Raw genomic sequence first — 25,485 nt, forward strand, 5'->3', positions numbered from 1 at the left:
CCCCTGAGTTCTCCCCGGTATCGCCGCGGAAGCGTTCATAAGTAGGCCAGCTACATATAGCTTCCCTACCCATGAGCGCAGTAGACCTCGCCCGCCTCCAGTTCGCGGCGACGACGTCGTTCCACTTCCTGTTCGTGCTGCTCACGCTGGGTCTGGTCACCCTGCTGGTGGTCATGCAGACGCGGTTCACGATCACCGGCGCGCCCGTGCACGAGCGGATGACGCGGTTCTGGGGCCGGATCTACGTGATCAACTACGCGCTGGGCATCGTCACCGGCATCGTGATGGAGTTCCAGTTCGGCCTGAACTGGTCGGGTCTCGCGACCTACGCCGGTGACGTGTTCGGGGCGCCGCTCGCGCTGGAGACGCTGGTCGCGTTCTTCCTGGAGTCCACGTTCCTGGGGTTGTGGATCTTCGGCTGGGACAGGCTGAACCGCTGGCTGCACCTCGCACTGCTCTACCTGACCGCGTTGACGGCCTTCGCGTCGGCGTTCTGGATCATGGCGGCGAACGGGTTCCTGCAGAACCCCGTCGGCTACCGGGTCGACGGGGACGTGCTGCGGCTGGACGACTTCGGCGCACTGCTGACCAACCCGGCGTTCACCTCGGCGCTCGCGCACGTGGTCTTCGCGTCGATCACGGCCGGCGGCGTGTTCCTGACCGGGGTATCGGCCTACCACTTCATCAAGCGCACGCCCGAAGCCGACTTCTTCCGGCGGTCGCTGCGGATGGGCGTGGTCACGACCGCGCTCGCCACTCCGCTGCTGATCGGGTTCGGCTTCGCGCAGTTCCCCGTCCTGACGAGGTACCAGCCGCACAAGACCGAGGCGGCGCCGTGGATCGGCGCGCCGCTCGGGTTCATGATCCTGATCGGGATGGCGCTGACGGTGATCAGCTGGCTCACACTGCCGTTGCTGGTCAAGGACGCCGTGATCCGGATGCGCTTCCCGTTGTACCTCATGGTGATCGGCATTCCGCTGCCGTTCACTGCCGCGATCTTCGGATGGATGTTCCGCGAGATCGGCCGTCAGCCGTGGCTGATCTACGGCCTGCTGCGCACCGAGGACGCGGTGTCGCATGTGGACGCTTCGCGGATCCTGTTGTCGCTCATCGTGTTCACGTCCCTGTTCGTGCTGCTGGCCTGCGTCGACTGGGTGTTGATCGCACGTGCGGTCCGCCGTGGCCCGGACGTGGCGCCCGCCCCTGTCTCGCCGTTGGTGGTGACGCTCTGATGGAAACGCTCTGGCTCGTCGTGCTCGGCACGCTGACCGCCGGCTACTTCGCGCTGGCCGGCTTCGACTACGGCACCGGCTTGCTGCTGCCGTTCCGCCGCAGGGAAGAAGCCCTGGGGAGGATGACGCCGTTCTTCCTCGGCAACGAGGTGTGGCTGGTGGCCGCGATCGGGGTGCTGTTCGCGGCGTTCCCGCGGCTCGAAGGTGAGCTGCTGTCCGGCGCGCACTCGGTGTTCACGCTGGTACTGGCCGGGCTCGTGCTGTTCATGGCGGCCGTGCAGCTGCGGTTGTGGTGGTGGCTCGTGTTCACGGGCGCGCTGATGGTGTCCGCGGGCTGGGGGCTGTTCCTGGCACACCTGCTGGACGCGCCGTGGTTCGTGGCGCTGGTGATGCCGGTGCTCTTCGCGGTGCACGGCTGGGCGTTCCAGACCCGGCGGTGGGCGGTGTCCGGGCTCACCGCCCTGCTCTGCGCGCTGCCGATCCCGCTCGCGTTCAGCTCGATCGACGTCACCGGGCTGATGGCCCACTCCGACACGCTCGGCCTGCTCGCGTGGGTCGCGGTCCCGGTCATCCCGCTGGTGGTGGTGTTGCAGTGGTCGATCGTCGCCATCTCCTCGCGCTGATCCCGGTCCCGTTCCTGGTGCTGGCGCAGGCCGAGCTCCTGGCGTCCGTGCTCGCCGGCGGCACGGGGTTCCTCCTGCTGTGCCTGGTCATCGGCGTGCGCGTGCTGGTCTGGTGGGTCCACCGGGAATGGGCTCACCGGGCCGCCGAACGCACTCGCGCACGGCTCAGGGAAGCGTTCCTCCGCTCACCGGGGAGCAGAGCCGGCGAGGTCGCCACGCTGGTGACCCGCGGCGTGCACGACGTGACGCCGTACGTCGTCGGGTACCTGCCCATGCGGGTCCTGGCCGTGGCGGTGCCGCCGGCGGTCGTCGCACGACTGGCGTTCGCCGATCTGACGGCCGCGGTGACGATCCTCGTGACGCTGCCGTTGATCCCGGTCTTCGGTGCGCTGGTCGGCGCGCACACCCGTGAGCGGACGGCTCGCCAGTGGGACGCGCTCGCCACCCTGGGCGGGCATTTCCTCGACGTGGTCAAGGGAATCGGGACGCTGCGGGCGTTCGGCAGGGCGCAGGCGCAGTCCACGACGGTCCGCGAGCTGGCCGCGCGGCACAGGACCGAGACGATGTCGGCGCTGCGGGTCGCGTTCCTGTCGGCGTTCGTGCTGGAGCTGGTGGCGACGATGTCCGTGGCCCTGGTCGCCGTGCCGGTCGGGCTGAGGCTGCTGGGCGGCGGAGTGCCGCTGCACACCGCGCTTCTCGTGCTCTTGCTGGCCCCGGAGGCGTTCCTGCCGCTGCGAGCCGCCGGTGCGCAGTTCCACGCGAGCGCTCAGGGCCGTGAAGTGCTCGCCGGACTCCCCGTCGCCACCGGGCACACAGGCCAGGAACCACCGGACCTCAGTCAGGCCGAGATCGTGTTCGAGAACGTCTCGGTGCGCAGCCTCGACGACTTCTCACTGCGGATCCGGCCGGGCGAACGGATCGCTCTGGTCGGCCCGAGTGGCGCGGGCAAGAGCACGGTTCTAGGGCTGCTGCTGGGTTTCGTGCGGCCGGACCGCGGCCGCGTGCTCGTCGGCGGCGTCGACCTGGCCGAGATCGACAGGACGAAGTGGCTGGAGGCGCTGGCGTGGGTGCCGCAACGACCGACGCTCGTCCCGGCGAACCTCTCGTCCGGCGAACAGCAACGGGTCGCGCTGGCCAAGGCGCTGGAACGGCAGCGGGCAGGGCTCTTCCTGCTCGACGAACCCACCGCGCACCTCGACGCGGAGACCGAGTCCCTGGTGCTCGCCGCGGCCAGGGAGTTCACCCGGGGGAGGACCGCCGTGATCGTCGCGCACAGGCCGGCGCTGCTGACCGAGGTCGACAGGGTGGTGACGGTGTGAGACTCGCGATCCTCGTGGGCGTGCTGGCCGAACTGGCGGGCGTCGGACTCACCGCCACGGCGACCTGGCTGATCATGCGCGCCGCCGGGCATCCTCCGATGCAGGCGCTGACCGTGGCGATCGTCGCGGTCCGCACGCTGGCCCTCGCCAAGGGCGCTCTGCGCTACCTCGAACGCCTGACCAGCCACGAGGCCGTGCTCAGCGAGGCCGTCGAGCTGCGCGGCCGGGTCTACGACGACCTCGTGCACCGCAGGCACATCCCCTCCGGCACGGCGTTGACCCGCATCGTCACGAACGTCGACCAGCACCTCGACACCAAGCTCCGCACGACCCTGCCGTGGATCACCGCGGCGCTCGTCAGCGCCGTCGTCGTGGTCGCCTCCGGCTTCTCGTTGCCGCTCATCGCCGGTCTGCTGATCACCCTCGCCCTGCTCCCCTGGCTCGCGCTGCGCAAGCCGCAGGACCTCACGCCGTTGCGCGCCAGACTGACCGAACAAACCACCGAACTGGTGCACAGCAAGGAAGAACTGATCGCCTACGGCCTGTTCGACGACAAGGTCTCCGAAGCCACCGCGACCGCGAAGACCTTGTCCCGCAAGGAACGCACCCGCGACCTCACCCCGTTGGCGATCGCCGTGCAGTTCGGCACGGCACTGCTCCTGCTCGCCCAGGGCGAGCCCGCATGGCTGGTCATGGCCGCCATCGCGACGTTCGAGATCACGATCCCGCTGGCCGCGACGACCAGGCACACCCCGGAACCCACCGACGAACCGGAGCCGCCTCACCTCACGGAAACCCCTGTGCTGCAAGGCAAAACGGCGATCGTCGGCCCGAGCGGCGCGGGCAAGACCACGTTGCTCAACGCCATCGCCCACCAGCTCGAACCGAGCAAGGGCGCGCTCGCCGACGCCCACGTCTTCCACACCACGGTCCGCACCAACGTCCTGCTGGCCAAGCCCGACGCCACCCAGGACGAGCTCGACCGGGCAGCGCGGATCACCGAGCTGGACCTCGGCTGGGACCAGGTCGTCGGCGAGCGCGGCGAGGAGATCTCCGGCGGTCAGCGGCAGCGCCTGGTCCTGACCAGGTCGGTGCTGGCCCGCCCCGAGGTCCTGCTCCTCGACGAGCCGACGGAGGGACTCGACCCCGAGCAGGCGGATCGCGTGCTCGCCGCGGTCCTCGGCCACTGCCAGGGCACCGCGCTGGTCGTGACCCACCGCGGGGAACAGCTAGCGCTCTTCGACCACGTGCGTCATCGGGGGCCGATCGGCCACGAGGACGTCGGTCGAGTCGGGTAGCCACTCGCCGCCGACCTGCACGAACTGCGTCAGCGGCCCGGCGTCGGCGGACACACCGCACCGGGCCAGCGCCGTTCCCATGATCTGCGAGGACATCACGCCGAGCTGCAGCAACGACCGGTTGCGGTGCTTGCGGACACCGAGGTTCACCTGGGCCAGCGCGGACAGCCCGTGGATCCGGTGCACGTCCAGCAGCAGCCCGATCTCCACGCCGTACCCGGCCGCGAACGGGACGGACTCCAAGAAGGACCGGGTCGCCGCGTACTCACCGCCGAGCGGTTGCACCACACCGGACAGCTCCGGCCGCAACGTGTTCAGCAACGGTCGCGCCACCAACTCGGTCACCCGGCCGCCGCCGCCGCTCTCCAGCCGCAACGGCCGCCGGTAGAACCCTTTCACCAGGTGCACGTCGGCGTCGAGCAGCAACGGTCCGAGCAACGCCGTGACGAACGCCGTCTCGGGTTCCACCAGATCGGAGTCCAGGAAGACGACCAGATCACCGGTGGTCGCCGCCAGCGACCGCCACAGCACCTCGCCCTTGCCGGGCAGCGGTTCCAGCCACGGCACCACGTCGGAGCGCAACACCACCCGCGCTCCCGCGGCTGCGGCGACCTCGACGGTCCGGTCGGTCGACCCGGAGTCCATCACCACGAGCTCGTCGACGAGCGTCCCGAGCAACGGCCGGACCACGGAGACGACGTCGCCGACGGTCTCCTCCTCGTTCAACGCGGGCAGCACCACCGACACCGTGCGGCCGCGCTTCAACGCGACCAGTTCGGCGGGCGTCCACGACGGCTGCTGCCAGGTGTGCGAGGAGAACCAGGCTTCGACGGCGGGCAGCATCAGGCCAGCGCCCGCACCGCTCGGGCCGGCGGACGGGTGCCCGTCACACTCGCGACCATCTCCACGACCTTCCTCGCCTGCCGCACGTTCGACGCGCGGACGGCACGTGCTCCGGACATCGCGGCCACTGTCGCAGCCGCGAGGGTGAAGTCCTCGTCCCCTGAGGGGATCGTCACCGCGTCCACCGCCTCGCCGAGCGGCGGCAGTTCCAGCTCGCCGTCGAACTCGATCACGTCCGCGCCGTCGGCGACAGCCTGCGCCACCGCGTCCGCGCTGGTCAGGCAGGCGATCACCAGCACGCGGTCGGTCGGCAGCTCACTGACGCGGAATCGGTTCACACCATCCAGCCTAGACAGTGACCTGACTCACAGCCTCTTGCTACCCACGAGTAGCAACCTGCTTAACTCCTGGGTAACAACCCTGTGTGATCTACGTCATGGTCAAGGAGGACCAGCGTGCGACGATCACTTGTTCTGATCTTGGCACTCCTCACCACCCTGCTCGGTGCCCCGGCCGCCCTCGCGGCTCCCGGACACCAGATCTCCTACGAGTCCATCCCCGGCGTCGGCGGCACCGCCCTGAAGGCCTTCGTCGTCGAGCCGACCGGGATCGGCGGCGGCCCGTTCCCGCTGCTCGTCATGCCGTCCAGCTGGGCGGTTCCGAACATCGAGTACGTCGGCGCCGCCGCCAAGCTCGCCAAGGAGTCCGGCTACGTCGTGGTCAGCTACACCAGCCGCGGCTTCTGGGACTCCGGCGGCGAGATCGACATCGCCGGGCCCGACACCGTCGGTGACGTCAGCCTGGTCATCGACTGGGCCATCGCGAACGCCCACGCCGACGGCGCCAAGGTCGGCGTCGCCGGGATCTCCTACGGCGCCGGGCAGTCGTTGCTCGCCGCCGCCACCGACAAGCGCGTCAAGGCCGCGGCGGCGCTGAGCACGTGGACCGACCTCGCCCGGTCGCTCTACCCGAACAGCACCGTGAACAAGCAGGCCGTCGAGGTCCTGCTGGCCGCGGGACACGCCACCGGACGTCCGGGACCCGTCCTGGACGAAGCGGAGGACGCCTACCGCGACGGCAGGTTCTCCGAGGTCGTGCCGATCTCCGCCGGCCGCTCGGCCGCGTCGAGGATCGACGAGATCAACGCCAACGGCACCGCGATCATGATCGGCAACGCCTGGAACGACGGCATGTTCGCGCCGGGCCAGGTCGCGGACTTCTACGGCAGGCTCACCGGCCCCAAGCGGCTCATGCTCTCACCGGGCGACCACGCCACCGCCGAGCTCTTCGGCGCGGCAGGGCTGCCCAACGAGATCTGGGAGTCCGTCGGCCGCTGGTTCGACCGCTACGTCAAGGGCACGCCCAACGGCATCGACGCCGAACCGCCGGTGCAGCTCAAGCCCAACAACGGTGGCGCGTGGAAGAAGTTCGGCGCGTGGCCGGAGGGCAACGCCGACACCGTCCAGCTCGGAGGCAGCCGGATCACCGCCGGCTGGAACACCGTCGCCGACAGCGGCACGATCCTGCTCTCCGGTGCGCTGCAAGGGTTCCTGAACATCCCCACCGGGGTCTCGCTACCGCTCGTCGACCGCAACGTCGCCGGCGTGTGGAGCGGGCCGCGGTACCCGAGCGGCGCGACCCTCGCAGGCACGCCGAAGCTCCGGTTGCAGGTCACGCCCAGCGCGGAGACGACCACGCTGTTCGCGTACCTGTACGAGGTCGGGCCGCTGGGCCTCGGCGCGCTGGTCACGCACAAACCGGTGAAGGTGACCGGCGCGGGCCGCGCGCAGACGCTCGACGTCGAGCTGGAGCCGACGGTGTGGAACGTCGGCGCGGGCAACCGGCTGGCGCTCGTGATCGACACGGTGGACCCGCGTTACCTGGCCGAATCCACGCGTGGCTCAACCGTCACCTTCGGACCGTCGAGCCTCACGGTTCCGAAGGCGTAAGAATGTCCGGGTGGACCTCACCCGGCAACAGGTGCTCCGCCACCGGATCCACCAGCACGAGCTGGACCGGCGGACCAGTGACGCGGCCGAGCTGGCGGTGTTGTCCCTGGGCGTCCAGGACAACACCTCCGGCTCCGCGCTGCTGAGCTTCGCCGCCCGCCTGGCCGAGCCGGAGGTGGACGACTTCGTCCTGACCTGGTCCGTGCGCGGTGCCCCGCACCTGCACCGGGCCGGTGAGCTGAAGGCGTTCGCCCGTGCGCTGTGGCCGTGGAGCGATGCCGACGCACGAGCGCGCGCCTCCCGCCCGAAGGTCGACGACGTGCTGGACTCGTTGCGGCACATCGCGACGGCCATGCGGTCGATCGTCACGAAGCCGATGACCAAGGGCGAGGTGAGCGCGGCGCTGACCCCGTTGGCGCCCAAGCAGACGATCGAGGCCTGTCGCGGCTGCGAGACCGAGCACGTCAGCGACCCGATCTTCCGCCTCGGCGCGCTCCCGGCGGGTCTGCGGATCCTGCCGGAGTGCAAGACCGTGACGTTCGAACGCGTCCACGGCTGGCCGGGCGTGCCGCGCAAGACCGCGGGCTTCGCCGAGCTGGTCCACCGGTACCTGACGCTGCACGGCCCCGCCGGACCGTCCGAAGTGGCCGGTTACTTCGGCACCACGCTGCGCGAGATGAAGAAGCAGTGGCCGTCGGAAGGACTGGTCGAGGTCACCGTCGAGGGCAGGAAGGCGTGGCTGCCGGAGGACGTGGAGATCGTCGACGCCGACCCGCCGGACGTCCGCCTGCTCCCGCCGACCGACCCGTACCTGCAGGCCCGTGACCGCGACCTGCTGCTGCCGGACAAGGCCGCGCAGAGGGACGTCTTCCGCGTGCTCGGCCGGCGCGGGGCGGTCCTGGTGGACGGCGAGATCGCGGGCTCCTGGCAGGGCAGGGTGGTGTCCGGCAAGCGGTTCGAGGTGACGGCGACGCCGTACCGCCCGCTGCCGGATCTCCTGCCGGAGGCCCGGTTCCTGGCTCAGGCCAAGGGACTAGACGACGCAAGCGTCAAGAGCGGCTGACACGTCGTCCGTCACGACGAGCGAGCTCAACGCGGCGTGCGAGACGAAACCCTTGTCCCGCAGCTCGGTCAGCCACTCGACGAGTCCCTTGTAGTGGTTGTCGACGTCGAGCAGCACGACCGGCTTGGCGTGCATGCCCAGCACACCGGCCGTCCAGACCTCGAAGAACTCCTCCGCCGTCCCGATGCCACCGGGCAGCGTGAGGAACGCGTCGGCCTTGTCGTCCATCATCTTCTTGCGCTCGCGCATGGTGTCGACGACGTGCAGCTCCGTCGACGCGCGGTCGGCGATCTCCCTGGTGGCCAGCCCCTTCGGGATGACACCGTAGGTGTGCGCACCGCCGGCGCGCGCCTCCCGCGCCACCGCGCCCATCATCGACGTCTGCCCGCCACCCCACACGAGGTGCCAGCCGCGAACGGCGATCTGACGCCCCACCTCGGCGGCGAGGTCGACGTAGCTCTGCGGGACCGTCGCGAGACTTCCGCAGTACACAGCGATGTACATCAGTGCGTGTCCGCCCATGCCTGGTGCGCTTCCTTGACCACGCGCACAGCGTCCTCGATGTCGTCGGTGAGGTGCAGCAGAGCGAGGTCCTTCTCGCCGACCTTGCCGCCTTCCAGCACCGACGCCTTGATCCAGTCGTAGAGACCCTGCCAGTACTGCTTCCCGAACAGCACGACCGGGAACTTCGTGACCTTCTTCGTCTGCACCAGCGTCAACGCCTCGAACAGCTCGTCGAGCGTGCCGAACCCGCCAGGCAGGCAGATGAAGGCCTGCGAGTACTTGATGAACATCGTCTTGCGCACGAAGAAGTACCGGAAGTTCAGCCCGAGGTCGACCCACGGGGTGAGCCCCTGCTCGAACGGCAGCTCGATGCCGAGCCCGATCGAGAACCCACCGGCCTCCGAACACCCGCGGTTGACCGCCTCCATCGCGCCGGGCCCACCACCGGTGATGGTCGCGAACCCCGCCTGCGCCAGCGCGGCACCGAGGTCGCGCCCGATCTGGTACTCGGGATGGTCCCGCCCGGTCCGCGCGGACCCGAACACCGTGACAGCACTGGGCACCTCGGCCAGCGCACCGAAACCCTCGACGAACTCGGCCTGGATCCGCAGCACCCGCCACGGATCGGTGTGCACCCAGTCCGTGTGACCACGGGAGTCCAGCAGCCGCTGGTCCGTGGTGGTGAGCTCGTCCCTGCGCCCCCGGCGCAGGACGACGGGACCACGCTGCTTCTCCTGCGGGCGCTCGTCCACGACGCCGTTCTTCTCTTCCGTCATCACTGAGATGGTAGTGATCAGTCCAGCAGAAATCGCTTAAGCACGTCGAAACACCCGGTGATCTGCCGGACCTCCACGTGCTCCTCCTGCGTGTGCGCCAACGTGGGATCGCCGGGCCCGAAGTTGACCGCGGGCATCCCCAAAGCGGCGAACCGAGCCACGTCCGTCCACCCCAGCTTGGCCACCGGCGTCCCTCCAGCGGCAGCGATGAGCTCCTGCGCGGCAGGCGCACCGAGCCCCGGCAACGCACCGGCCGCGAAGTCCGTGACCACGACGTCAAAGCCTTCGAACACCTCACGCAGGTGCCGCTCAGCGTCCTCCACGGAACGATCGGGAGCGAACCGGTGGTTGACGGTGAGCACGGCCTCGTCGGGCACGACGTTGCCGGCGACCCCACCGCTGATCTTCACGGCCTGCAGCCCCTCGTGGTACCGGCACCCGTCGATCTCGGGCTGACGAGGCACGTACGCCTCCAGCCGCCGCAACGCCTCCCCCAGCCCGTGGATGGCGTTGCGCCCCATCCAGGCCCGAGCGGTGTGAGCACGCTTCCCCAGGGTCCGGATCTCGATCCGCATGGTCCCCTGACACCCGGCTTCGACAGTCCCGTTGGACGGCTCGCACACGATCGCGAGGTCCCCGCGCAACCACTCCTCCGACTCGCGCTGGATGCGAGTGAGCCCGTTGCGCTCAGCCTCGATCTCCTCGCAGTCGTAGAAGACGAACGTCAAGTCGTGCCGAGCCTCCCGGCTGAGAGCAGCGACAGCCAGCATGACGGCGTCGCCCCCCTTCATGTCGACAGTCCCACACCCGTGCAAGACGTCCCCTTCACGCCGGCCGGGGAAGTTCTGGTTGATCGGCACGGTGTCGAGGTGCCCGGCAAGCACGACCCGCCGATCCCGCCCCAGCCCGGTGCGAGCCAGCACGGAGTTCCCCGAACGGGTGATCTCCAGATGAGGCGCGTGCACCCGCAACGACCGCTCGACGAGATCCGCGATCTCCGCCTCCTCCCCGGACACGCTGCGAACATCCACAAGCGCGGCAGTCAGGTCGACAGGATCAGCGAAGAGGTCAAGGGTGTCGGACACGAGCACACCCTACCCAGCCGGCTTGGGCACTAGACCGTTCAGCGGATACCGTGCGCAGCGTGATCAAGCGCACACTCCTGGTCATCACCCTGCTGCTGACGACCACAGCCTGCGGCGACCCCCAAGCAGCGTGCGAAGTGCACTGCGGCGAGATCCGCACCTTGTTCACCGCCCCCTGCGGCTCCCAGCACAGCGGCACCCCAGCGGAGTGCGCGGCCTGGGTGGACGAGGTCGGCACCATGACCAACACCCTCATCAACGCGCTACACGGCAAACACGTCCAACAGGACGTGAGCGAAGTCCTCCCCCGCCTGAAAGCCGCGACGAACGACTTCGAAGAGCACCAGTGCGGAGAAGTGCAGGTGGACAACGCCGAAAGCACAGACGCCCGCCAGTCGAAGTGCAACGAGGCCCTGATAGCGACAAGGGGCGACCTGGGAACGCTGTACTTCTCGGCAGACGTACCGGACTGAAACGCACGCGACGGCGAAACCGAGCCGCTCTTCACAAAGCCGCCTGGTGGGGTGGTCCTTGATCAGCTGACGGGGTCCGGGGCGGAGCCCCGCGCACCGAACAACCATCGGACTAGGCTCACCCTGGTGAGCACCGCATACGGCATCGGCCTGGCCACAGTGACCCCGGACGGCACCGTCCTAGACACCTGGTACCCGTCCCCAGTCCTGGAAGACGCAGGCGATCTGGGCACGACCCGCCTGTCGTCAGCGGAGATCGCGATTTCCCTGGGAGAAGCAGCAGCGAAACTCCTGGGCGAAGACCCAGAACGAGACGTAGAGGTAGTAGGCGTCCGAGTAGCAATCGACCTGGACGAAGCACCGAAATCGACCTACGACGTCTGGCTGAGGCTGCACCTGCTGAGCCACCGCCTGATCAAGCCCCACGGCGCGAACCTGGACGGAATGTTCGGCCTGCTGACGAACGTCGTGTGGACCAACCACGGCCCCTGCGCCGTGAACGGCTTCGAACAAACCCGCACCCGCCTCCGCCCAAGGGGCCCGGTAACGGTCTACTCGATCGACAAGTTCCCCAGGATGGTCGACTACGTGGTCCCCGAGGGCGTCCGGATCGGCGACGCGGACCGCGTCCGCCTGGGCGCCCACCTGGCAGCGGGCACCACGGTCATGCACGAGGGCTTCGTCAACTTCAACGCCGGCACCCTCGGCAGCTCCATGGTCGAGGGACGGATCTCCGGCGGAGTGGTGGTCGGCGACGGCTCCGACGTGGGCGGCGGCGCCTCGATCATGGGCACCCTCTCCGGGGGCGGCAAGCAGGTCATCAGCATCGGCGAGCGCTGCCTGCTGGGGGCCAACTCCGGCCTCGGCATCTCCCTGGGCGACGACTGCGTGGTCGAGGCGGGTCTCTACATCACCGCGGGCACCAAGGTGACCGGTCCCGGCGGCGAGGTCGTCAAGGCCGTCGAGCTGAGCGGCCAGTCGAACCTGCTGTTCATCAGGGACTCCGTCACGGGAACGGTGCTGGTGAAGCCCCGCAAGGGCACCGGCGTGGAGCTCAACGCCGCGTTGCACGCGAACGACTGAGCGACGAGCTCCTCCAGAGGGGGAGCTCGGTGTCCGGGGCCCGGTCTGCGCAGGCAGGCTGGGCCCGTACCGTCTTCAGGGCCGGCTCGAGGAGGTGCACGTGCTGAAACAGCGTCTTGAGCTGAACGCTCGCGCCGCGATCGAGCGTGCCCTGCAAGGGGCGCAGTCGGAGGACTCCTTCGTGGAGTTCAAGACCCAGTGGCCGATCGACCACGGCAAGGCCGCACGGCAGATCGCCGCGCTCTGCAACGCCGCCCGCGGGTCCGAGGCGATGTGGATCGTCGGCGTCGACGAGAAGGGCCGGTACGTCAAGGGCGCGCCGGCCGAGGAGCTCTCCGCGTGGTGGCCGAAGGTCGAGAGCCACTTCGACGGCGTCGCGCCGGGGCTCACGACCGTCGCGTTCGACTGGGCTCCCCGCAGGACGGTCGTCGTCCTGAGCCTGCAGACGGACAACGCGCCGTACGTGTTCGTCACGAAGAAGGAGCCGTACAGCAGGGAGATCCCCTGGCGCTCCGGCGAGCGCACGCGCAGTGCCCGCCGCGGCGAGGTGCTGGAACTGCTGGTGCCCAAGCTGGACATGCCCGGCTGGGAGTTCGTCAGCGCCCGCGCCACGCTCAGCCAGCACTCGCCGACGCTGCGGTTCGAGGGCGACCTCTACCTGGAGACGAACCAGCCGCTCTCGCTGCCGCACCACCGTTGCCACTCGTACGCGACGTACGGGCTCGACAGCGAGACGGTCGACCTGGCGTTCAGCTTCCGCACGAACACGCGGGACGTGCGGGCGGTCGAGCGCGTCGTGCGGGTCGCGGAACCGGCCGTGCTCCACGTCAGCGCGGACGCCGACGTGGAGCTGGAGGCGTTCTCCGACCTCTGGGACCTGCACTGGCACCTCGTGCTGGGCCTCGGCCTGAGCGGCGATGAGATCAGCACGTCGATCCGGCTCACGACCGACGCCGTGCCGCCCAACCAGTTCACCCGCAGGGTCTGGTCGGCGCTCAAGCCCTGAGGATCAGGCCTTGAGGCGTTCGGCGGCCGCGGCGATCCGCTCGTCCGTGGCGGTCAGCGCGATCCGCACGTGCTGGGCGCCGGCCGGTCCGTAGAACGTGCCGGGAGCGGCGAGGATCCCGCGGTCGGCCAGCCAGGAGATCGTCTCCCAGGCGTCCTCCCCGCGCGACGACCACAGGTAGAGCCCCGCCTCCGAGTGCGACACGGTGAACCCGGCCGCCTCCAGCGCCGGCTTGAGCACCTCACGGCGGGCGAGGTATTGCGACCGCTGCTCGGCGACGTGGGAGTCGTCCTCCAGCGCCGCCCGCATGGCCTCCTGCACCGGCCTGGGCACGATCATCCCGGCGTGCTTGCGCAGCTCCAGCAGACCCGAGATCAGCTCGGGGTCACCGGTGACGAACCCGGCCCGGTACCCGGCCAGCGACGACGACTTCGACAGCGAGTGCACGGCGAGCACGCCGTCGAAGGAGTCCACGACGGACGGGTGCAGCACCGACACCGGCGAGGCGTCGTCCCACGGCAGAGCGAGGTAGCACTCGTCCGACGCGACGACGGCCCCGACCTCGCGGGCCGCGGCGACGGCGTCGCGCAGCTGCGCGGCCGACAACACGCGTCCCGTCGGGTTCGACGGTGAGTTCAGCCACACCAGCCGGGTACCGGCGGGTGGGGACTCCCCGTCGTCCAGACGCACGACCGAGGCACCCGCCAGCAGCGCGCCCACCTCGTAGGTGGGGTACGCCACGGACGGCACGGCCACGACGTCACCGGGCCCGACGCCGAGCAGGGTGGGCAGCCACGCCACGAGCTCCTTGGAGCCGATGGTGGGCAGCACCGCCTCGGCGAACAGCCCGACGACCCCGTACCGGCGCTCCACCGCGGCGACGAAGGCCGCACGCAGTTCTGGGGTGCCGTGGGTGGTCGGGTAGCCGGGGACGTCCGCGACGGACGACAGCGCGGACTGGATCACCGCGGGAACCGGGTCGACAGGGGTGCCGACCGACAGGTCGACCACACCACCGGGGTGCTTGCGCGCCTTGGCGGCGTGGCCGGCCAGCGAGTCCCACGGGAAGTCCGGCAGGGCCGGACCTCGGCGTTGGATGATCAATGCCCCTCAGCCTGCGGTGCGAGCACCTTCACGAACTCCGGGTCGGCGCTGACCTTGCCGACCTTGGAGGCGCCACCGGGCGAGCCGAGCTCGTTGAAGAAGTCGACGTTCGCCTTGGTGTAGTCCTTCCACTCGTCGGGGACGTCGTCCTCGTAGTAGATGGCTTCCACCGGGCACACGGGTTCGCACGCGCCACAGTCCACACACTCGTCGGGGTGGATGTAGAGCATCCGGTCGCCTTCGTAGATGCAGTCGACAGGGCACTCTTCGATGCACGCCTTGTCGAGCAGGTCCACGCACGGCTGGGCGATCACATAAGTCACTGCGCTCTCCAACTTCATCTGGTCACACCGCGCAAGCCGGAGAGTACGCGGCACGTTCGAGTATCACCCGGTCAGGCTTGCCTTAGCTGCACGGTGTGCCACGTCACAACTCCTGCGGACAAAATCACTTTCCAACCTAGTCAGGATGAACGCGTGCACACCGTGGACGATCTGGAAACACTCTGCGCCCGAGCATGGCCCGCCCTGGCAGAAGTTCCGCTCGGAGACTGGTTGATGCGCGCTGCCGACGGCTTCACCGGCCGCGCCAACAGCACGCTGACCTGCGGCGATCCCGGCACGTCCATTCCTCGGGCGCTGAGCACCGTGGAAGGGTTCGCACGCGATCACGGCATCAAACCCACGGCCCACGTGGTCAAGGGCTCCGTGCACGAGCGGGCGATCGAGGCGGCGGGCTGGCGGGTCGACCTCGACCATCCCGGCGGTGCGGAGTCGCAGGTCATGACCGGTCCGCTGGAGAAGTTCGCCGAGGGCGTGGCCGTGAGCCGTGATCTTCCCGGATGGTGGGACATGACGGCCGGATCCGAGGTGACCGCCGCCCAGCGGCACGTGCTCGGCAGCGGCGGCGACGTCTGCTTCGCGAGCCTCACCGAGCGGGACCGCGGAAACGACCCCGAGAACGTCACCGTGATCGCGGCTGTGCGGGGCGCCGTCGTCGAGGACGTCCTGCACGTCGCCCGCCTGGCCGTGCGGCCGTCACACCGCCGTCAGGGCCTCGCACGGCGGCTCATGGGCGAGCTGGCGGGCTGGGGGCTGGAGCAGGGCGCCACGACGTGCGCGCTGCAGGTCGCCGAGCACAACGAGGCGGCGATCAGGTTGTACGAGGACCTCGGCTGCGCCGAGCACCACCGCTACCGCTACTGGGTGCCGGCGGTCTCGTAGAGGCCGGGCCGGTTGGCGGCGTTGCGCGCCATCACGGCCCCCACGGCCACCGCACCCGTCAACGCGCCACCGGCGAGCAGCAGCAGACCGCGCCAGTCCTGCAGCAGCACGATGGTCTCCCTCGTGCTGCCCGGCTCGAAGTAGCCGAACACCATCAGCGTGAGGAACCACACGATCAACGGCAGCGCGGCGGTGAGCACGCGCTCCGACAGCGAGGCCGCCCACGACACCAGCAGGGGCATGGTCAGGGCGGCCACCGCGATCACGACGGGGAACGGGAAGTCCCCCAGCTCCGGCAGCAGCGTGCCGTCGAAGCGCAGGGGCAGGTACATCGTCTCGAGCACGGCGAGCACCGCTGCCTCGACGCACAGGAGCAGCAGGAGGAGTACTCGCGCGCTACCGGTCACCCAGTCCTCCGAAAAGATCTGTCTCCGCTCCGGCACCCGAGCCCTTCGCGAGCACGTAGTACTCGGCACCGACCAGCGGCTGCGCGATGTCGTTCGACAAGGCGTACCCGCCGTCCCACACACTGACCTGCGTCGAGTGTGCACGCAAAGCACGCCGCTTGGCCGTCAGGTGCTCGGCCACGTCGACAACCGTTGTGATCTCTTCATCCGGCGTCACCGGCAGCTCGCCGGGTTCGGGCAGCCGGAACGACTCGGGCACGTTCTCCAGACCCTCGACGCCGGCGTTCGTGGCGTCGCGGGACGTCACGGCGTAGAAGACCCGTTCGACGTCGGAGATCCCGGCACACGCGGCCATCGTGATCTCGTGCGCCCGGATGTGGTCCGGGTGCCCGTAGCCGCCGAACGCGTCGTAGCTCACGACGACCTGCGGCTTGACCTCGCGCAGGATCTCGGCGAGCTGGGCGGTCTGCTCGTCGAGGGCTCCCTGGACGAACGCGCGCGGGTGCGCGTTGGACGGCACGTCGACCATGCCGGAGTCACGCCATCTGCCGATGCCGCCGAGGAACCGGTGGTCCGTCACGCCGAGCGCGGCGCAGGCCGACCTCAGCTCGCCGACGCGGTACCCGCCCAGCTGGTCGGCCTCGGAGGCCGCGAGACGGGCCAGGGCGGGCGGGATGATCTCGCCCTCTTCCCCCAGCGTGCAGGTGACGACGGTGACGTGCGCGCCGGCCGAGGCGTAGCGCGCGATGGTGCCGCCGGTCCAGAGACTCTCGTCGTCCGGGTGGGCGTGCACGAAGAGCAACCGTGGTGGGGCAGTCAGCGTCACCGGAAAAGAGTAAAGGCCGCCTTCATCGGATGATAAAGGCGGCCTTTGCTAATGACCTCAGTCACGCGGTGGTGCTTTACACCACTGCGCGTTCTTCGGCGAAGTGGCACGCGGACAGGGTTCCGTCCGGTCCGCCTCGCCGTTCCAGCTTCGGTTCTTCGGTGGCGCAGATGTCCTGCGCCTTCCAGCACCGGGTGCGGAAGCGGCACCCCGACGGCGGGTTGACCGGCGACGGCACGTCACCCGTCAGCACGATCCGCTGCCGTTGCCGTTCCTTCTTGGGGTCCGGCATCGGCACCGCGGACAGCAGCGCCTGCGTGTACGGGTGCATCGGCCTGGTGTAGATCGCCTCGCGCTCGCCCATCTCGATGATCTTGCCGAGGTACATGACCGCGACCCGGTCCGAGATGTGCCGCACGACGGAGAGGTCGTGCGCGACGAACAGGTAGGCGAGCCCGAGCCGTTCCTGCAGCTCCTCCAGCAGGTTCACGACACCGGCCTGCACCGAGACGTCCAAAGCGGACACCGGCTCGTCCAGCACCAGGAACCGCGGGTTCAGCGCCAGGGCGCGCGCGATGCCGATGCGTTGCCGCTGACCGCCGGAGAACTCGTGCGGGTAGCGGTTGCGGTGCTCGGGGTTCAGGCCGACGAGCTCCAGCAGCTCGTTGACCCTGCGCTGCACGCCGCCTTCGACACCGTGGATCTGCAGGGGCTCCGCGATGATGTCGTTGACCTGCCACTTGGGGTTCAGCGACGCGTACGGGTCCTGGAAGACGATCTGGATGTCCTTGCGCAACGGCCGCAGCTGCTTGGCGCTCATGGACGTGAGCTCGCGGCCGTCGAACTTCACCGAGCCCGAGGTCGGCTTGTGCAGTTGCAGGATCGCGCGCCCGGTCGTGGACTTGCCGCAGCCGGACTCGCCGACCAGGCCGAGCGTCTCGCCGGGGTGCAGCGTGAACGACACGCCGGACACGGCCTGCACCGTGCCGACGTTGCGCGGGATGATCCCCTTGCCGCGCACGGGGAACTCCTTGACGAGGTCGGTGACCTCCAGCAGTGGAGCGGTCACTTCGACTCCTCATCCGTGATCAGAGAACCGTGCACGGCGGTCACCTCGAGCGACTCGTCGGGGTTGGCCGCGGCGAACACCGCCGGGTTCTCCACCGTGCCGATCTCGTCGTGCAGGAACAGCCTCTGCGGCTGCTCGACGGTCGCGAGGTGCTCCCAGCGGTGGCACCGCGTCGTGTGGTTCGGCGTGCCGGCCTCCTCCAGCTCCGGCTCCCACTCGTGGCACACGTCGGCGACGAGGGGGCAGCGCGGCGAGAAGGAACAGCCGGTCGGCAGGTTCACGAGCGACGGCGGCGCGCCCTTGATCGGGGTGAGCCGCTTGCCCAGCGTCGCCGGGTTCGGCACGGAGCCGAGGAGCCCGACGGTGTAGGGCATCCGCGGCCGTTCGAAGACGTCGTCGACGGGGCCGGACTCGACCACCGTGCCGCCGTACATCACCTGCACGCGGTTGACCATGCCCGCGACCACGCCGAGGTCGTGCGTGATCATGACGATCGCCGCGTCGGTCTCGGACTGCAGGCGGAGCATGGTGTCGAGGATCTGCGCCTGCACCGTCACGTCGAGCGCGGTGGTCGGCTCGTCGGCGATGATCACGCTCGGGTCGTTGATGATCGCCATCGCGATCACCACGCGCTGCCGCATGCCGCCGGAGAACTCGTGCGGGTACTGGCTCGCGCGCTTGTCCGGCTGCGGGATGCCGACGAGCTCCAGCGCCTCGACCGCCTTGGCCCACGCCGCCTTCTTGGAGACGTCGTGGTGCGCGCGGTAGGTCTCGGCGAGCTGCCACCCCACGGTGTAGACGGGGTTCAGCGACGTCATCGGGTCCTGGAAGATCATCGCGATGTGCTTGCTGCGGAACGGCTGCATCTGCTTGTAGGTGCGGCCGTTCAGCTCCTCGCCGCGGTAGCGGATCGAGCCTTCGATGATCGCGTTCTTGGGCAGCAGACCCATGATCGCCATGGAGGACACGGACTTGCCGGAGCCCGACTCGCCGACGATGCCGAGCACGTCGCCGGCGTTGAGGTCGAACGAGACGTTGCGCACGGCGCGGACGTCGCCGTCGTCGGTCGGGAACGTGACCGACAGGTCCTTGACCGAGAGCAGTGGCGCGGTGGTTGCGGAGGGCAGGAAGTCCTCCGACAGTTCGGAAGCGGAAGTCATCAGGCACGCACCTTCGTCTGCCTCGGGTCGAACGCGTCGCGCAGGCCGTCACCGATGAAGTTGACGGCGAGGGAGAGCGACACGAGCACGATGAACGGACCCCAGAACAGCCACGGCCGGTTCAGGAACTGCCCGTAGTTCTCGAGCACGATCACGCCGAGCGACGTGTCCGGGGGCTGGACTCCCAGTCCCAGGAACGACAGCGCGGCCTCGGTGAGCACCGCGGACGCGATCGCCAGCGTGGCGTTCACCGTGATGCTGCCGATCATATTCGGCACGAGGTGCTTGAAGATGATGCGCGAGGTGGAGGCGCCGCAGGCACGCGCCGCCTCGACGAACTCGCGCTGTGCCAGGGAAAGCGTCTCGCCGCGCGTGATGCGGGCGATCTGCATCCAGGCGAACGCGGCGAGCACCAGCGCGACGACGTACCAGCTGCCGGAGAACCCCTTGACGACGATCGCGGCGACCGCGATCTGCGGGATGATCAGCAGCAGATCGACGAGACGCATCAGCGCCGTGTCGACGAAGCCGCGCAGATATCCGGCCAGCGCACCGAAGGTCACGCCGATGGCGGTGGCCAGCGCGGCCACGATCAGCGCGATCTGCAGCGAGTAGCCGGTGCCGCGCATGAGCAGCGCGAGCATGTCCTTGCCGACCTGGGTGGTGCCGAGCGGGTGGGTGCCGCTCATCGGCTGGTAGGACTTGCTGGTCACGTCCTCGAAGTCGTAGGTCCAGACGAACGGGCCCACGAACGCGAACAGGACGAGGAAGACGAAGACGCAGAGGCTCACCATCGCGAGCCGGTGGCGCAGGAAGCGCCGCATGACCAGCTGGCTCTGCGTGCGGGTCTTGGAGGCGTCGAACTCGTGGGAGTCGGACCGGGGAGCGCTGTTGACCACGCCGCCCTCGGACGCCATGTTGATGTTAGCCAAGGCGAATCCTCGGGTCGAGGACGCCGTACACGACGTCGGCGATCAGGTTGAACAGCACGATCAGGGTCGCGGTGACGGCGAGCCAGCCCATCAGCATCGGCGGGTCGAACTGCCGCACCGAGTTCACGAGCAGCGTGCCCATGCCGGCCCAGCCGAACACGGTCTCGGTGATGATCGCGCCGGACAGCACGGCGCCGAAGTTCAGCGAGAACAGCGTGGCGACGGGGATGAGCGCGTTGCGGAACGCGTGCCGGAAGATCACGCGGCCCTGCGAGATGCCCTTGGCCCGTGCGGTGCGCACGAAGTCGGAGTGCAGGATCTCCAGCATCGAGGCGCGTTCGAACCGGCTGTACGCGGCGAAGCTGATCAGCATCAGCGCGAGGGTCGGCAGCAGGAACGTACCGGTGTACTTGAAGATCACCTCGCCGAAGCTGCCGCTGAAGCCACCCGGTCTGGGACCGGCGGTGGTGAGCCAGCGGTCCAGCCCCATCGACTCCAGGACGTTGTTGAACTGGATGCCGTAGTTCTTCACGATGACCGCGACGCAGAAGATCGGCATCGAGAACATGAGGAACGCGGTGCTGGTGGCGAGGTAGTCGAAGATCGAGTACTGGCGCACGGCGGCGAGCACGCCGACCGAGACACCCAGTGTGAGAGCGAGGAGTTCGGCGCCGATGACGAGGCGTCCTGTGGTCCACAGCGCGTCGGTGACGGCCGGGTAGACAGCGGTCTTGGCCTGGCCGAGGGCGATGCTCTGGCCCCAGTCACCGGACAGGAAGTCGGTGAGCCAGTTCCAGTAGCGGACGACGACGGGCTGGTCGAGGCCCAGCGAGATCTCGGCGGCCTTGATGTCGGCTTCGGTGACACCGGGCCGGAATCGCATCTCCGCCAAGGGGTTTCCGGCGGTGGCGACGAGGACGTAACAGGCGAAGCTGCCGATCAGCAGGATGGGTACCGAGATCAGCAGGCGCCGGATGATGTAGCGGATCACGACGAGCTCCCTAGAGGGGGACAACCCGCTCGGGCGGGGCCGGACTCGTGGTCCGGCCCCGCCCGCTCAGGCGTTGCGCACTTCAGCTAGGCGATTACTTGGTCTGCCACTCGTTGGCGTTCCACAGCGCGCCGTAGTAGCTCTGGAAGTACACGCGGTCGAGTCCCTTGAAGGCCCACATGTTCGGCATCTGGAACAGCGGCAGCGAACCGTACGCGCCGGCCAGTGCCTCGTCCGCCTCTGACCAGTACTTGAGCGAGTCGGCGATCGCGGTCTGCGACACCGCCTGCTTCATGGCCTCGTCGGCCTTCGGCACGGTCAGGTTCTGCCAGTTCTGGCCACCGCCGGTCTCGTAAATCGACTTCTTGCCGCCCTTGAACGGCGAGCTCGACCACGCGAACAGCGCCACGTCGTAGTCACCGGCGGAGACGCGCTCGTCGAGGAAGTTCGGGTCGACGTCGTCCTTGATCTCGATGCCGGCTTCCTTGCACTGGCCCTGGATCAGCTCGACGGTCTGCTTGCGGCGCGGGATGTCGGTGTGGCTGATCCGGAAGGAGGCACGCGTGCCGCCCTTCGCGAACACGCCGTCGGCGCCCTGCGTCCAGCCCGCGTCGGAGAGGATCTTCTTGGCCGCGGCCGGGTCGCCCTTGGCCTTGTCGCCGTAGACGTCCTTGTAGCCCTCGTCGGTCGGGAAGAAGACCAGGCTGCCCATCGGCTTGGCGTCGGCCTGGACCTCGCTGATGAGCTTGTCGATGATGTCCTGGCGCTTGATGCACATGAAGAAGGCCTTGCGGATCTCTTCGTTGGACAGCACCGGGTTCTTCATCTGGATGTCGAGGTGCTCGAACGACAGGCCGGGGCCCGCGCCGAACGTGACGCCCTGGGCGTTGAGGCCCTTGAGCTTCGTGGCCGCGTTCGCGTCCGGCTGGGCGAAGGAGTTGACGGCGAGCTCACCGTTCTCCAGCGCCTGCGCCTGCGCGACGGGGTCCGGGATCGCCTTCAGGACGATCTTCGCGGGACCACCGGGCTTGCCGGCCCACTTGGGGTTGCGCTCCAGCGTCACCGACTGGTTCGGCTCGAAGCCGGTCAGCACGTAGGAACCCGCGCCGGGCATGAGCTCCTTGGTGAAGCCGTTCCACTTCTCGTTCCAGAAGTCGGCGGCCTTCTGGAGGTCGGCGGGGGCGCTGTCCTTGTTCAGCTTGGTGATGTCGGCGATGCCGGCGTTCTTCTCGAGGATGTGCGCCGGGAGGACGTCGTTGTTGAACATGTCCTCGTAGTCCGGGTACGGCGAGGAGAACGTGCCGACGAACGTCTGGTCGTCCTTGCACTCACCGGTCGACAGGTCGTACCCGGTGGTGCCGGCCGGCTTGAAGTACTTGGCGCCGTCGGCCTTCTTGGCGGTGTTGCTCTGCGTGAGCCACGCCATGTAGAAGTCGTCGCAGTCCCAGGCCTCGCCGTCGGACCAGCTGATGCCCTTCTTGAGCTTCCAGGTCACGACCTGCGGAGACTTCGAGGTGACCTCGACCGACTCCATGACGTCCTTGTTCAGGATGACCTTGTTGTTGCCGTTCAGGATGTGCGCGCCAGGCTGCACAAGCGTCAGCGCGAACGTGTTGTAGGACTGGTTGGCGTCCTCCGTCGCGTTGTTGTACGAGGTGAACGGCTTGTCGGTCGACACGACGACCTGGTCGCTCTGCTTCGTATCCGGCGCGGTGTAGCCGTCCGCGGACTCACCGCGGGCGGTCGCCATCTCCGCGACGGTGGCGTCTCCACCGTCGGCGTCGTTGGTTCCGCCGCCACCACCGCAGGCACCCAGCACGAGAGACGCGCTGGCGACCAGCGCGATCGCCGGAAGTGCTTTGGATCTCCTCATCGACACGTGCCCTCCTAGCACTGGGCGGCCGTGGCCATTCGGCGTGCGCGCCCATAACCGTGATGTGCCATACGCGCCCCGAACCGGCACATCGTGGGCAGCACGGTAGGAACCCGCTGAGGCAGCGGTCACTACCTGACAGGGTGATCGTGACCCAATGGAAACAGGTTGTAGCGCGCCGCAATGGCCCGATTACCGGGCGCCAGCGTTCGTTGACCGGGCATGAGTAATTCTGTCAACGACGGCCGCCGAACGTAGCAACGCGCAGACGGCGTTCGCAACGGGTTTCCCACCCGTTGGCTACTTGTCCAGACGCCGCCATTCGGGTGCACCGCTGAGCACGCCCGCCAGGGGTGCCCCGGTGTCGACTCCTGAAACCGTCGGGAGCACTCCGAGCAGATCGACGACCTGGAAGAGCGGCACCGCGACGGCCTGCGCCTGGATCAGCGGTTCGATCCTGGCCAGCGCGTCCGACAGCAGCACCTTGCCGTTGAGCGCGGCGTCGACATCGGCCTGAATCGCCGGGTCGCAGAACCCGGCGAGGTTCGCCGAGCCGGGCGCGGCCCCGTCCGGAGCCTCACCGGCACACCCGTACGCACTCGCGAGCCCCGCCGCCGAGTCGCCGGCGTCGACACGGGGCACGACGGCGATGTCGACGTCCTTCCCGGTCAGCTGCTTGCTGAAGAGGTCCTCGGCGTTCGGCGTGACGACCTCGGAGTCGATCCCGCGCTCCTGGAGCTGCGTCCTGATCCGGTTGGCGAGGCCGGCGTACGGCTCGACCTTCTCCGGCGCGGCGATGCGGAGCTTGAGCGCCTTGCCCGCCTTCTGCCACTCACCGGTGCCGGACTTCGCGTACCCGGCCTCGGCCAGGAGCTGGTCGACGGCGGCAGGGTTGAGCGTGTTGCCCGTGATCGTCGGCCGGTACCCGGTGCGGCTGGGCGGCACGACGTAGGAGTCGGCCCGGAACTGGGCGCTCGGCCCGCTCTGCGTCCCGGAGGCGATGAGCGCCTCCCGGTCGAGCGCCGCCACGACCGCCTTGCGGGTGGTGACGTCGGCGAGCTGCCCACTGGCCGGCCGCAGGAGCACCTGCGCCACCTCGTTGCGCGGCACGGGCTTGGTGGTGAGCTTCGGGATCTCCTTGAGCAGGTTCACGTCCGCGGCGTCGGCCCGCAGCAACGCGGCCTGGTTGTCGCCTTTGGACAGTGACTCGGCCATGGCGCTGTGCGTGGCCCGGCGGATGACGACCCGGTCGAGCGTGGTCGGCACTTCCCAGTACCGGTCGCTGCGCTCCAGCACGACCTCACCGCGCGGCTCGTCGAGGCTGCGCATCTGGAACGGCCCCGCGGTGGCGGGAAAGCCGGTGGCCAGCACGTTCGACCACGTACCGGGCGCGTCCTTGAGCAGGTGCGCGGGCAACAGGTTCGCGAAGAGGCTTCGCCAGCCGGGGAACGGCTTGCCGAACGAGACCTCGACGACCTTGCCGCCCTCGCGGGCGCTGATGTTGTTGATGAGCCTGTAACCCGCCGGATCCACAACTCCGGGCTCGGTCCTCATACGCTGCCAGAGGTAGTAGAAGTCCTCGGCGGCGATGGGCGCGCTGTCCGACCAGCTGGCGTCCTTGCGGATCGTGTAGGTGACGGTGAACGGCTCGGCCTTGGTGACCTTCGCGCTGACCATGAGGTTCCGGTCGAGCTGCGGCGCACCGTCCTGTCCCGCGCGGAAAGCGCTCGGCAGCAGCAACGAGCTGAGTGCCGTGGTGATGGGACTCTGGGCCGCGAGGGCGTGCGGGTTGTAACCGCCCGCCACGTCGTCCACGCCGACCACGATCTCCGTGACCTTCGGCCCCGTGGTGGTGATGACGGGCGCCTCGGACTTCGGGACGAGCGGCGGAGGCGGCGCGTTCGTGCACGCCGCGGCCGTGCCGCACAGGACGGCGGCGGCCAGCACTCCCCCGAGTCGCCTCATGTTCCTCACACTGCCAGAAGGATGGTGGTGGCGTTCGGGCAACCCACACCTTTGTCGCCCATGCCACTTCGGTTGACGTGTGGTGGGGTTGGTGGGTTGCTCGCCTGGTGGGTAGTACGGCTCACCTGGGTGGGTGGTTCGGTTTTGGGTCTTGTCGTGTGGGCTGGTTGCGGTTTTGGGGGAGGGGTCACCTTGGGCCGTGGCCTGTCGCGTCCAGCGTGGTTGCGCGGGCATTGTCGACGCTGCGGGGTTCATCGCCGCTTCGCGTCGATAGCGATTGGGGTACACCGCTTCCCGGCGGTTCACAGGGCTGTCCGGCTCGCTTCGCATCGCCACTTCGGGCGTACCGGCGGGTATCGGGCTTGGGTCTTTCCGGCAGGTACCTCGCCCGGGCGTTTTCAGCGCCGGGTCGCACCTGGGCGTTTTCAGCGCGGCCGGAGTGTCAGACCCCCTGAGTACGTTGGGTCGCGGGGGAGCCACAACGCAAGGGGACCCCTGCGTCAGCGTGCCCGGCGTCGCCTCACAACCCCGCCCTCATCGCGCCTCCCCGTCACGCCTCGCCCCCGTCACGCCTCGCCCCCATCGCCCTCCGCGCGTCCCTCCTGCGCATCGCCCCTCCCCCGCGCGCCTGTCCCCCATCTCTCCACCGCCTCGCCTTGCCCCCCGCGCGCCACCTCCGAG

At 68.9% G+C, this 25,485-nt stretch carries 25 protein-coding genes; 10 read left to right on the top strand and 15 right to left on the bottom strand.

The annotated features are described in order from the left end of the window. Positions 1-71: 71 nt before the first annotated feature. Genes VM306_RS19915 through VM306_RS19930 form a run of 4 tightly spaced genes read left to right on the top strand, consistent with a single transcriptional unit; the run spans position 72 to position 4,472 of the window. Positions 72-1,232, top strand: a complete 1,161-nt coding sequence (locus tag VM306_RS19915; RefSeq protein ID WP_325517130.1) for a cytochrome ubiquinol oxidase subunit I — start codon at positions 72-74, stop codon at positions 1,230-1,232. Beyond that, positions 1,232-1,855 (top strand): cytochrome d ubiquinol oxidase subunit II, encoded by a 624-nt coding sequence (locus VM306_RS19920; RefSeq protein ID WP_325517134.1) that lies wholly within the window; start codon positions 1,232-1,234, stop codon positions 1,853-1,855. Before VM306_RS19915 ends, VM306_RS19920 begins: the two co-directional genes overlap by 1 nt. Beyond that, positions 1,825-3,174: an ABC transporter ATP-binding protein/permease gene (locus VM306_RS19925; protein ID WP_325517137.1), complete on the top strand. Its 1,350-nt coding sequence runs from the start codon at positions 1,825-1,827 to the stop codon at positions 3,172-3,174. The genes VM306_RS19920 and VM306_RS19925 overlap by 31 nt, the downstream gene beginning before the upstream one ends. Then, positions 3,171-4,472, top strand: coding sequence for an amino acid ABC transporter ATP-binding/permease protein (locus VM306_RS19930; RefSeq protein WP_325517140.1), 1,302 nt, complete (start codon positions 3,171-3,173; stop codon positions 4,470-4,472). Before VM306_RS19925 ends, VM306_RS19930 begins: the two co-directional genes overlap by 4 nt. Here the strand turns inward: VM306_RS19930 and VM306_RS19935 are convergent. Beyond that, a complete protein-coding gene (locus tag VM306_RS19935) occupies positions 4,404-5,315 on the bottom strand; it encodes a glucosyl-3-phosphoglycerate synthase (RefSeq protein WP_325517143.1) in 912 nt (303 codons plus the stop codon). The two genes, VM306_RS19930 and VM306_RS19935, sit on opposite strands and share 69 nt — an antisense overlap. After that, positions 5,315-5,653, bottom strand: a complete 339-nt coding sequence (locus tag VM306_RS19940; RefSeq protein WP_325517147.1) for a hypothetical protein — start codon at positions 5,651-5,653, stop codon at positions 5,315-5,317. The genes VM306_RS19935 and VM306_RS19940 overlap by 1 nt, the downstream gene beginning before the upstream one ends. A 117-nt stretch (positions 5,654-5,770) precedes the next feature. Between VM306_RS19940 and VM306_RS19945 the strand changes: the two genes are divergently transcribed. Further along, the gene (locus VM306_RS19945; protein WP_325517150.1) at positions 5,771-7,264 is read left to right on the top strand and encodes a CocE/NonD family hydrolase; all 1,494 of its coding nucleotides are present in this window, start codon (positions 5,771-5,773) and stop codon (positions 7,262-7,264) included. A gap of 10 nt (positions 7,265-7,274) precedes the next feature. Continuing rightward, entirely contained in the window at positions 7,275-8,327 is a 1,053-nt protein-coding gene (locus tag VM306_RS19950; protein WP_325517152.1) for a winged helix DNA-binding domain-containing protein, read from the top strand. Here the strand turns inward: VM306_RS19950 and VM306_RS19955 are convergent. From VM306_RS19955 to dapE, 3 genes are read right to left on the bottom strand one after another with little or no spacing between them, the layout of a single operon-like run. Then, positions 8,298-8,849 carry a TIGR00730 family Rossman fold protein gene (locus tag VM306_RS19955; protein ID WP_325517154.1) on the bottom strand — a complete coding sequence of 184 codons (552 nt, stop codon included), beginning with the start codon at positions 8,847-8,849 and terminating at the stop codon, positions 8,298-8,300. The genes VM306_RS19950 and VM306_RS19955 overlap by 30 nt on opposite strands. Next, complete coding sequence (locus VM306_RS19960) at positions 8,831-9,607, bottom strand: TIGR00730 family Rossman fold protein (RefSeq protein WP_325517156.1); 777 nt, start codon at positions 9,605-9,607, stop codon at positions 8,831-8,833. The genes VM306_RS19955 and VM306_RS19960 overlap by 19 nt, the downstream gene beginning before the upstream one ends. 17 nt (positions 9,608-9,624) lie before the next feature. After that, a complete protein-coding gene (dapE, locus tag VM306_RS19965) occupies positions 9,625-10,692 on the bottom strand; it encodes a succinyl-diaminopimelate desuccinylase (protein WP_325517158.1) in 1,068 nt (355 codons plus the stop codon). Between the two features lie 59 nt (positions 10,693-10,751). On the opposite strand from dapE, the gene VM306_RS19970 reads away from it, so the two are divergent. The 3 genes from VM306_RS19970 (at position 10,752) to VM306_RS19980 (ending at position 13,254) form a co-directional block, all read left to right on the top strand. After that, positions 10,752-11,165 (top strand): hypothetical protein, encoded by a 414-nt coding sequence (locus tag VM306_RS19970; RefSeq protein WP_325517160.1) that lies wholly within the window; start codon positions 10,752-10,754, stop codon positions 11,163-11,165. 126 nt (positions 11,166-11,291) lie between these two features. Beyond that, complete coding sequence (gene dapD / locus VM306_RS19975) at positions 11,292-12,248, top strand: 2,3,4,5-tetrahydropyridine-2,6-dicarboxylate N-succinyltransferase (protein ID WP_325517162.1); 957 nt, start codon at positions 11,292-11,294, stop codon at positions 12,246-12,248. A 100-nt stretch (positions 12,249-12,348) separates the two neighbouring features. Beyond that, the gene (locus tag VM306_RS19980; protein WP_325517164.1) at positions 12,349-13,254 is read left to right on the top strand and encodes a hypothetical protein; all 906 of its coding nucleotides are present in this window, start codon (positions 12,349-12,351) and stop codon (positions 13,252-13,254) included. Positions 13,255-13,257: 3 nt separating this feature from the next. On the opposite strand, the gene dapC is transcribed toward VM306_RS19980, so the two are convergent. Continuing rightward, positions 13,258-14,352, bottom strand: coding sequence for a succinyldiaminopimelate transaminase (gene dapC, locus VM306_RS19985; RefSeq protein WP_414672418.1), 1,095 nt, complete (start codon positions 14,350-14,352; stop codon positions 13,258-13,260). 2 nt (positions 14,353-14,354) lie between these two features. Beyond that, positions 14,355-14,681, bottom strand: coding sequence for a ferredoxin (gene fdxA / locus VM306_RS19990; protein ID WP_030480843.1), 327 nt, complete (start codon positions 14,679-14,681; stop codon positions 14,355-14,357). A gap of 162 nt (positions 14,682-14,843) precedes the next feature. On the opposite strand from fdxA, the gene VM306_RS19995 reads away from it, so the two are divergent. After that, on the top strand, positions 14,844-15,581 hold the full coding sequence (locus VM306_RS19995) for a GNAT family N-acetyltransferase (RefSeq protein ID WP_422655551.1): 738 nt from the start codon (positions 14,844-14,846) through the stop codon (positions 15,579-15,581). Here the strand turns inward: VM306_RS19995 and VM306_RS20000 are convergent. The 8 genes from VM306_RS20000 to VM306_RS20035 all read right to left on the bottom strand — a co-directional run bounded on the left by VM306_RS20000 (position 15,557) and on the right by VM306_RS20035 (position 24,804). Next, entirely contained in the window at positions 15,557-15,988 is a 432-nt protein-coding gene (locus VM306_RS20000) for a hypothetical protein (protein WP_325517170.1), read from the bottom strand. The genes VM306_RS19995 and VM306_RS20000 overlap by 25 nt on opposite strands. Then, the gene (gene mshB, locus VM306_RS20005) at positions 15,978-16,814 is read right to left on the bottom strand and encodes an N-acetyl-1-D-myo-inositol-2-amino-2-deoxy-alpha-D-glucopyranoside deacetylase (protein WP_325517172.1); all 837 of its coding nucleotides are present in this window, start codon (positions 16,812-16,814) and stop codon (positions 15,978-15,980) included. Before mshB ends, VM306_RS20000 begins: the two co-directional genes overlap by 11 nt. 76 nt (positions 16,815-16,890) lie before the next feature. Further along, positions 16,891-17,883, bottom strand: coding sequence for a dipeptide ABC transporter ATP-binding protein (locus VM306_RS20010; RefSeq protein WP_325517174.1), 993 nt, complete (start codon positions 17,881-17,883; stop codon positions 16,891-16,893). Next, complete coding sequence (locus tag VM306_RS20015) at positions 17,880-19,043, bottom strand: ABC transporter ATP-binding protein (protein ID WP_325517176.1); 1,164 nt, start codon at positions 19,041-19,043, stop codon at positions 17,880-17,882. The genes VM306_RS20010 and VM306_RS20015 overlap by 4 nt, the downstream gene beginning before the upstream one ends. Further along, positions 19,043-19,975, bottom strand: coding sequence for an ABC transporter permease (locus tag VM306_RS20020; protein WP_325517178.1), 933 nt, complete (start codon positions 19,973-19,975; stop codon positions 19,043-19,045). Before VM306_RS20020 ends, VM306_RS20015 begins: the two co-directional genes overlap by 1 nt. Next, positions 19,968-20,966, bottom strand: a complete 999-nt coding sequence (locus VM306_RS20025; RefSeq protein ID WP_325517181.1) for an ABC transporter permease — start codon at positions 20,964-20,966, stop codon at positions 19,968-19,970. The genes VM306_RS20020 and VM306_RS20025 overlap by 8 nt, the downstream gene beginning before the upstream one ends. Before the next feature lie 94 nt (positions 20,967-21,060). Beyond that, positions 21,061-22,839 carry an ABC transporter family substrate-binding protein gene (locus VM306_RS20030; RefSeq protein ID WP_325517183.1) on the bottom strand — a complete coding sequence of 593 codons (1,779 nt, stop codon included), beginning with the start codon at positions 22,837-22,839 and terminating at the stop codon, positions 21,061-21,063. A 300-nt stretch (positions 22,840-23,139) separates the two neighbouring features. Next, a complete protein-coding gene (locus tag VM306_RS20035; RefSeq protein ID WP_325517185.1) occupies positions 23,140-24,804 on the bottom strand; it encodes an ABC transporter family substrate-binding protein in 1,665 nt (554 codons plus the stop codon). Positions 24,805-25,485: the final 681 nt, after the last annotated feature.

It is taken from the genome of Lentzea sp., from assembly GCF_035525475.1.
Lineage (GTDB): Bacteria > Actinomycetota > Actinomycetes > Mycobacteriales > Pseudonocardiaceae > Lentzea.

Coding starts and splice junctions, on each gene's coding strand:
- VM306_RS19915 (WP_325517130.1), top strand. CDS start 72: ATGAGCGCAGTAGACCTCGCCCGCCTCCAGTTCGCGGCGACGACGTCG.
- VM306_RS19920 (WP_325517134.1), top strand. CDS start 1,232: ATGGAAACGCTCTGGCTCGTCGTGCTCGGCACGCTGACCGCCGGCTAC.
- VM306_RS19935 (WP_325517143.1), bottom strand. CDS start 5,315: ATGCTGCCCGCCGTCGAAGCCTGGTTCTCCTCGCACACCTGGCAGCAG.
- VM306_RS19955 (WP_325517154.1), bottom strand. CDS start 8,849: ATGGGCGGACACGCACTGATGTACATCGCTGTGTACTGCGGAAGTCTC.
- VM306_RS19960 (WP_325517156.1), bottom strand. CDS start 9,607: ATGACGGAAGAGAAGAACGGCGTCGTGGACGAGCGCCCGCAGGAGAAG.
- VM306_RS20015 (WP_325517176.1), bottom strand. CDS start 19,043: ATGACTTCCGCTTCCGAACTGTCGGAGGACTTCCTGCCCTCCGCAACC.
- VM306_RS20030 (WP_325517183.1), bottom strand. CDS start 22,839: ATGAGGAGATCCAAAGCACTTCCGGCGATCGCGCTGGTCGCCAGCGCG.
- VM306_RS20035 (WP_325517185.1), bottom strand. CDS start 24,804: ATGAGGCGACTCGGGGGAGTGCTGGCCGCCGCCGTCCTGTGCGGCACG.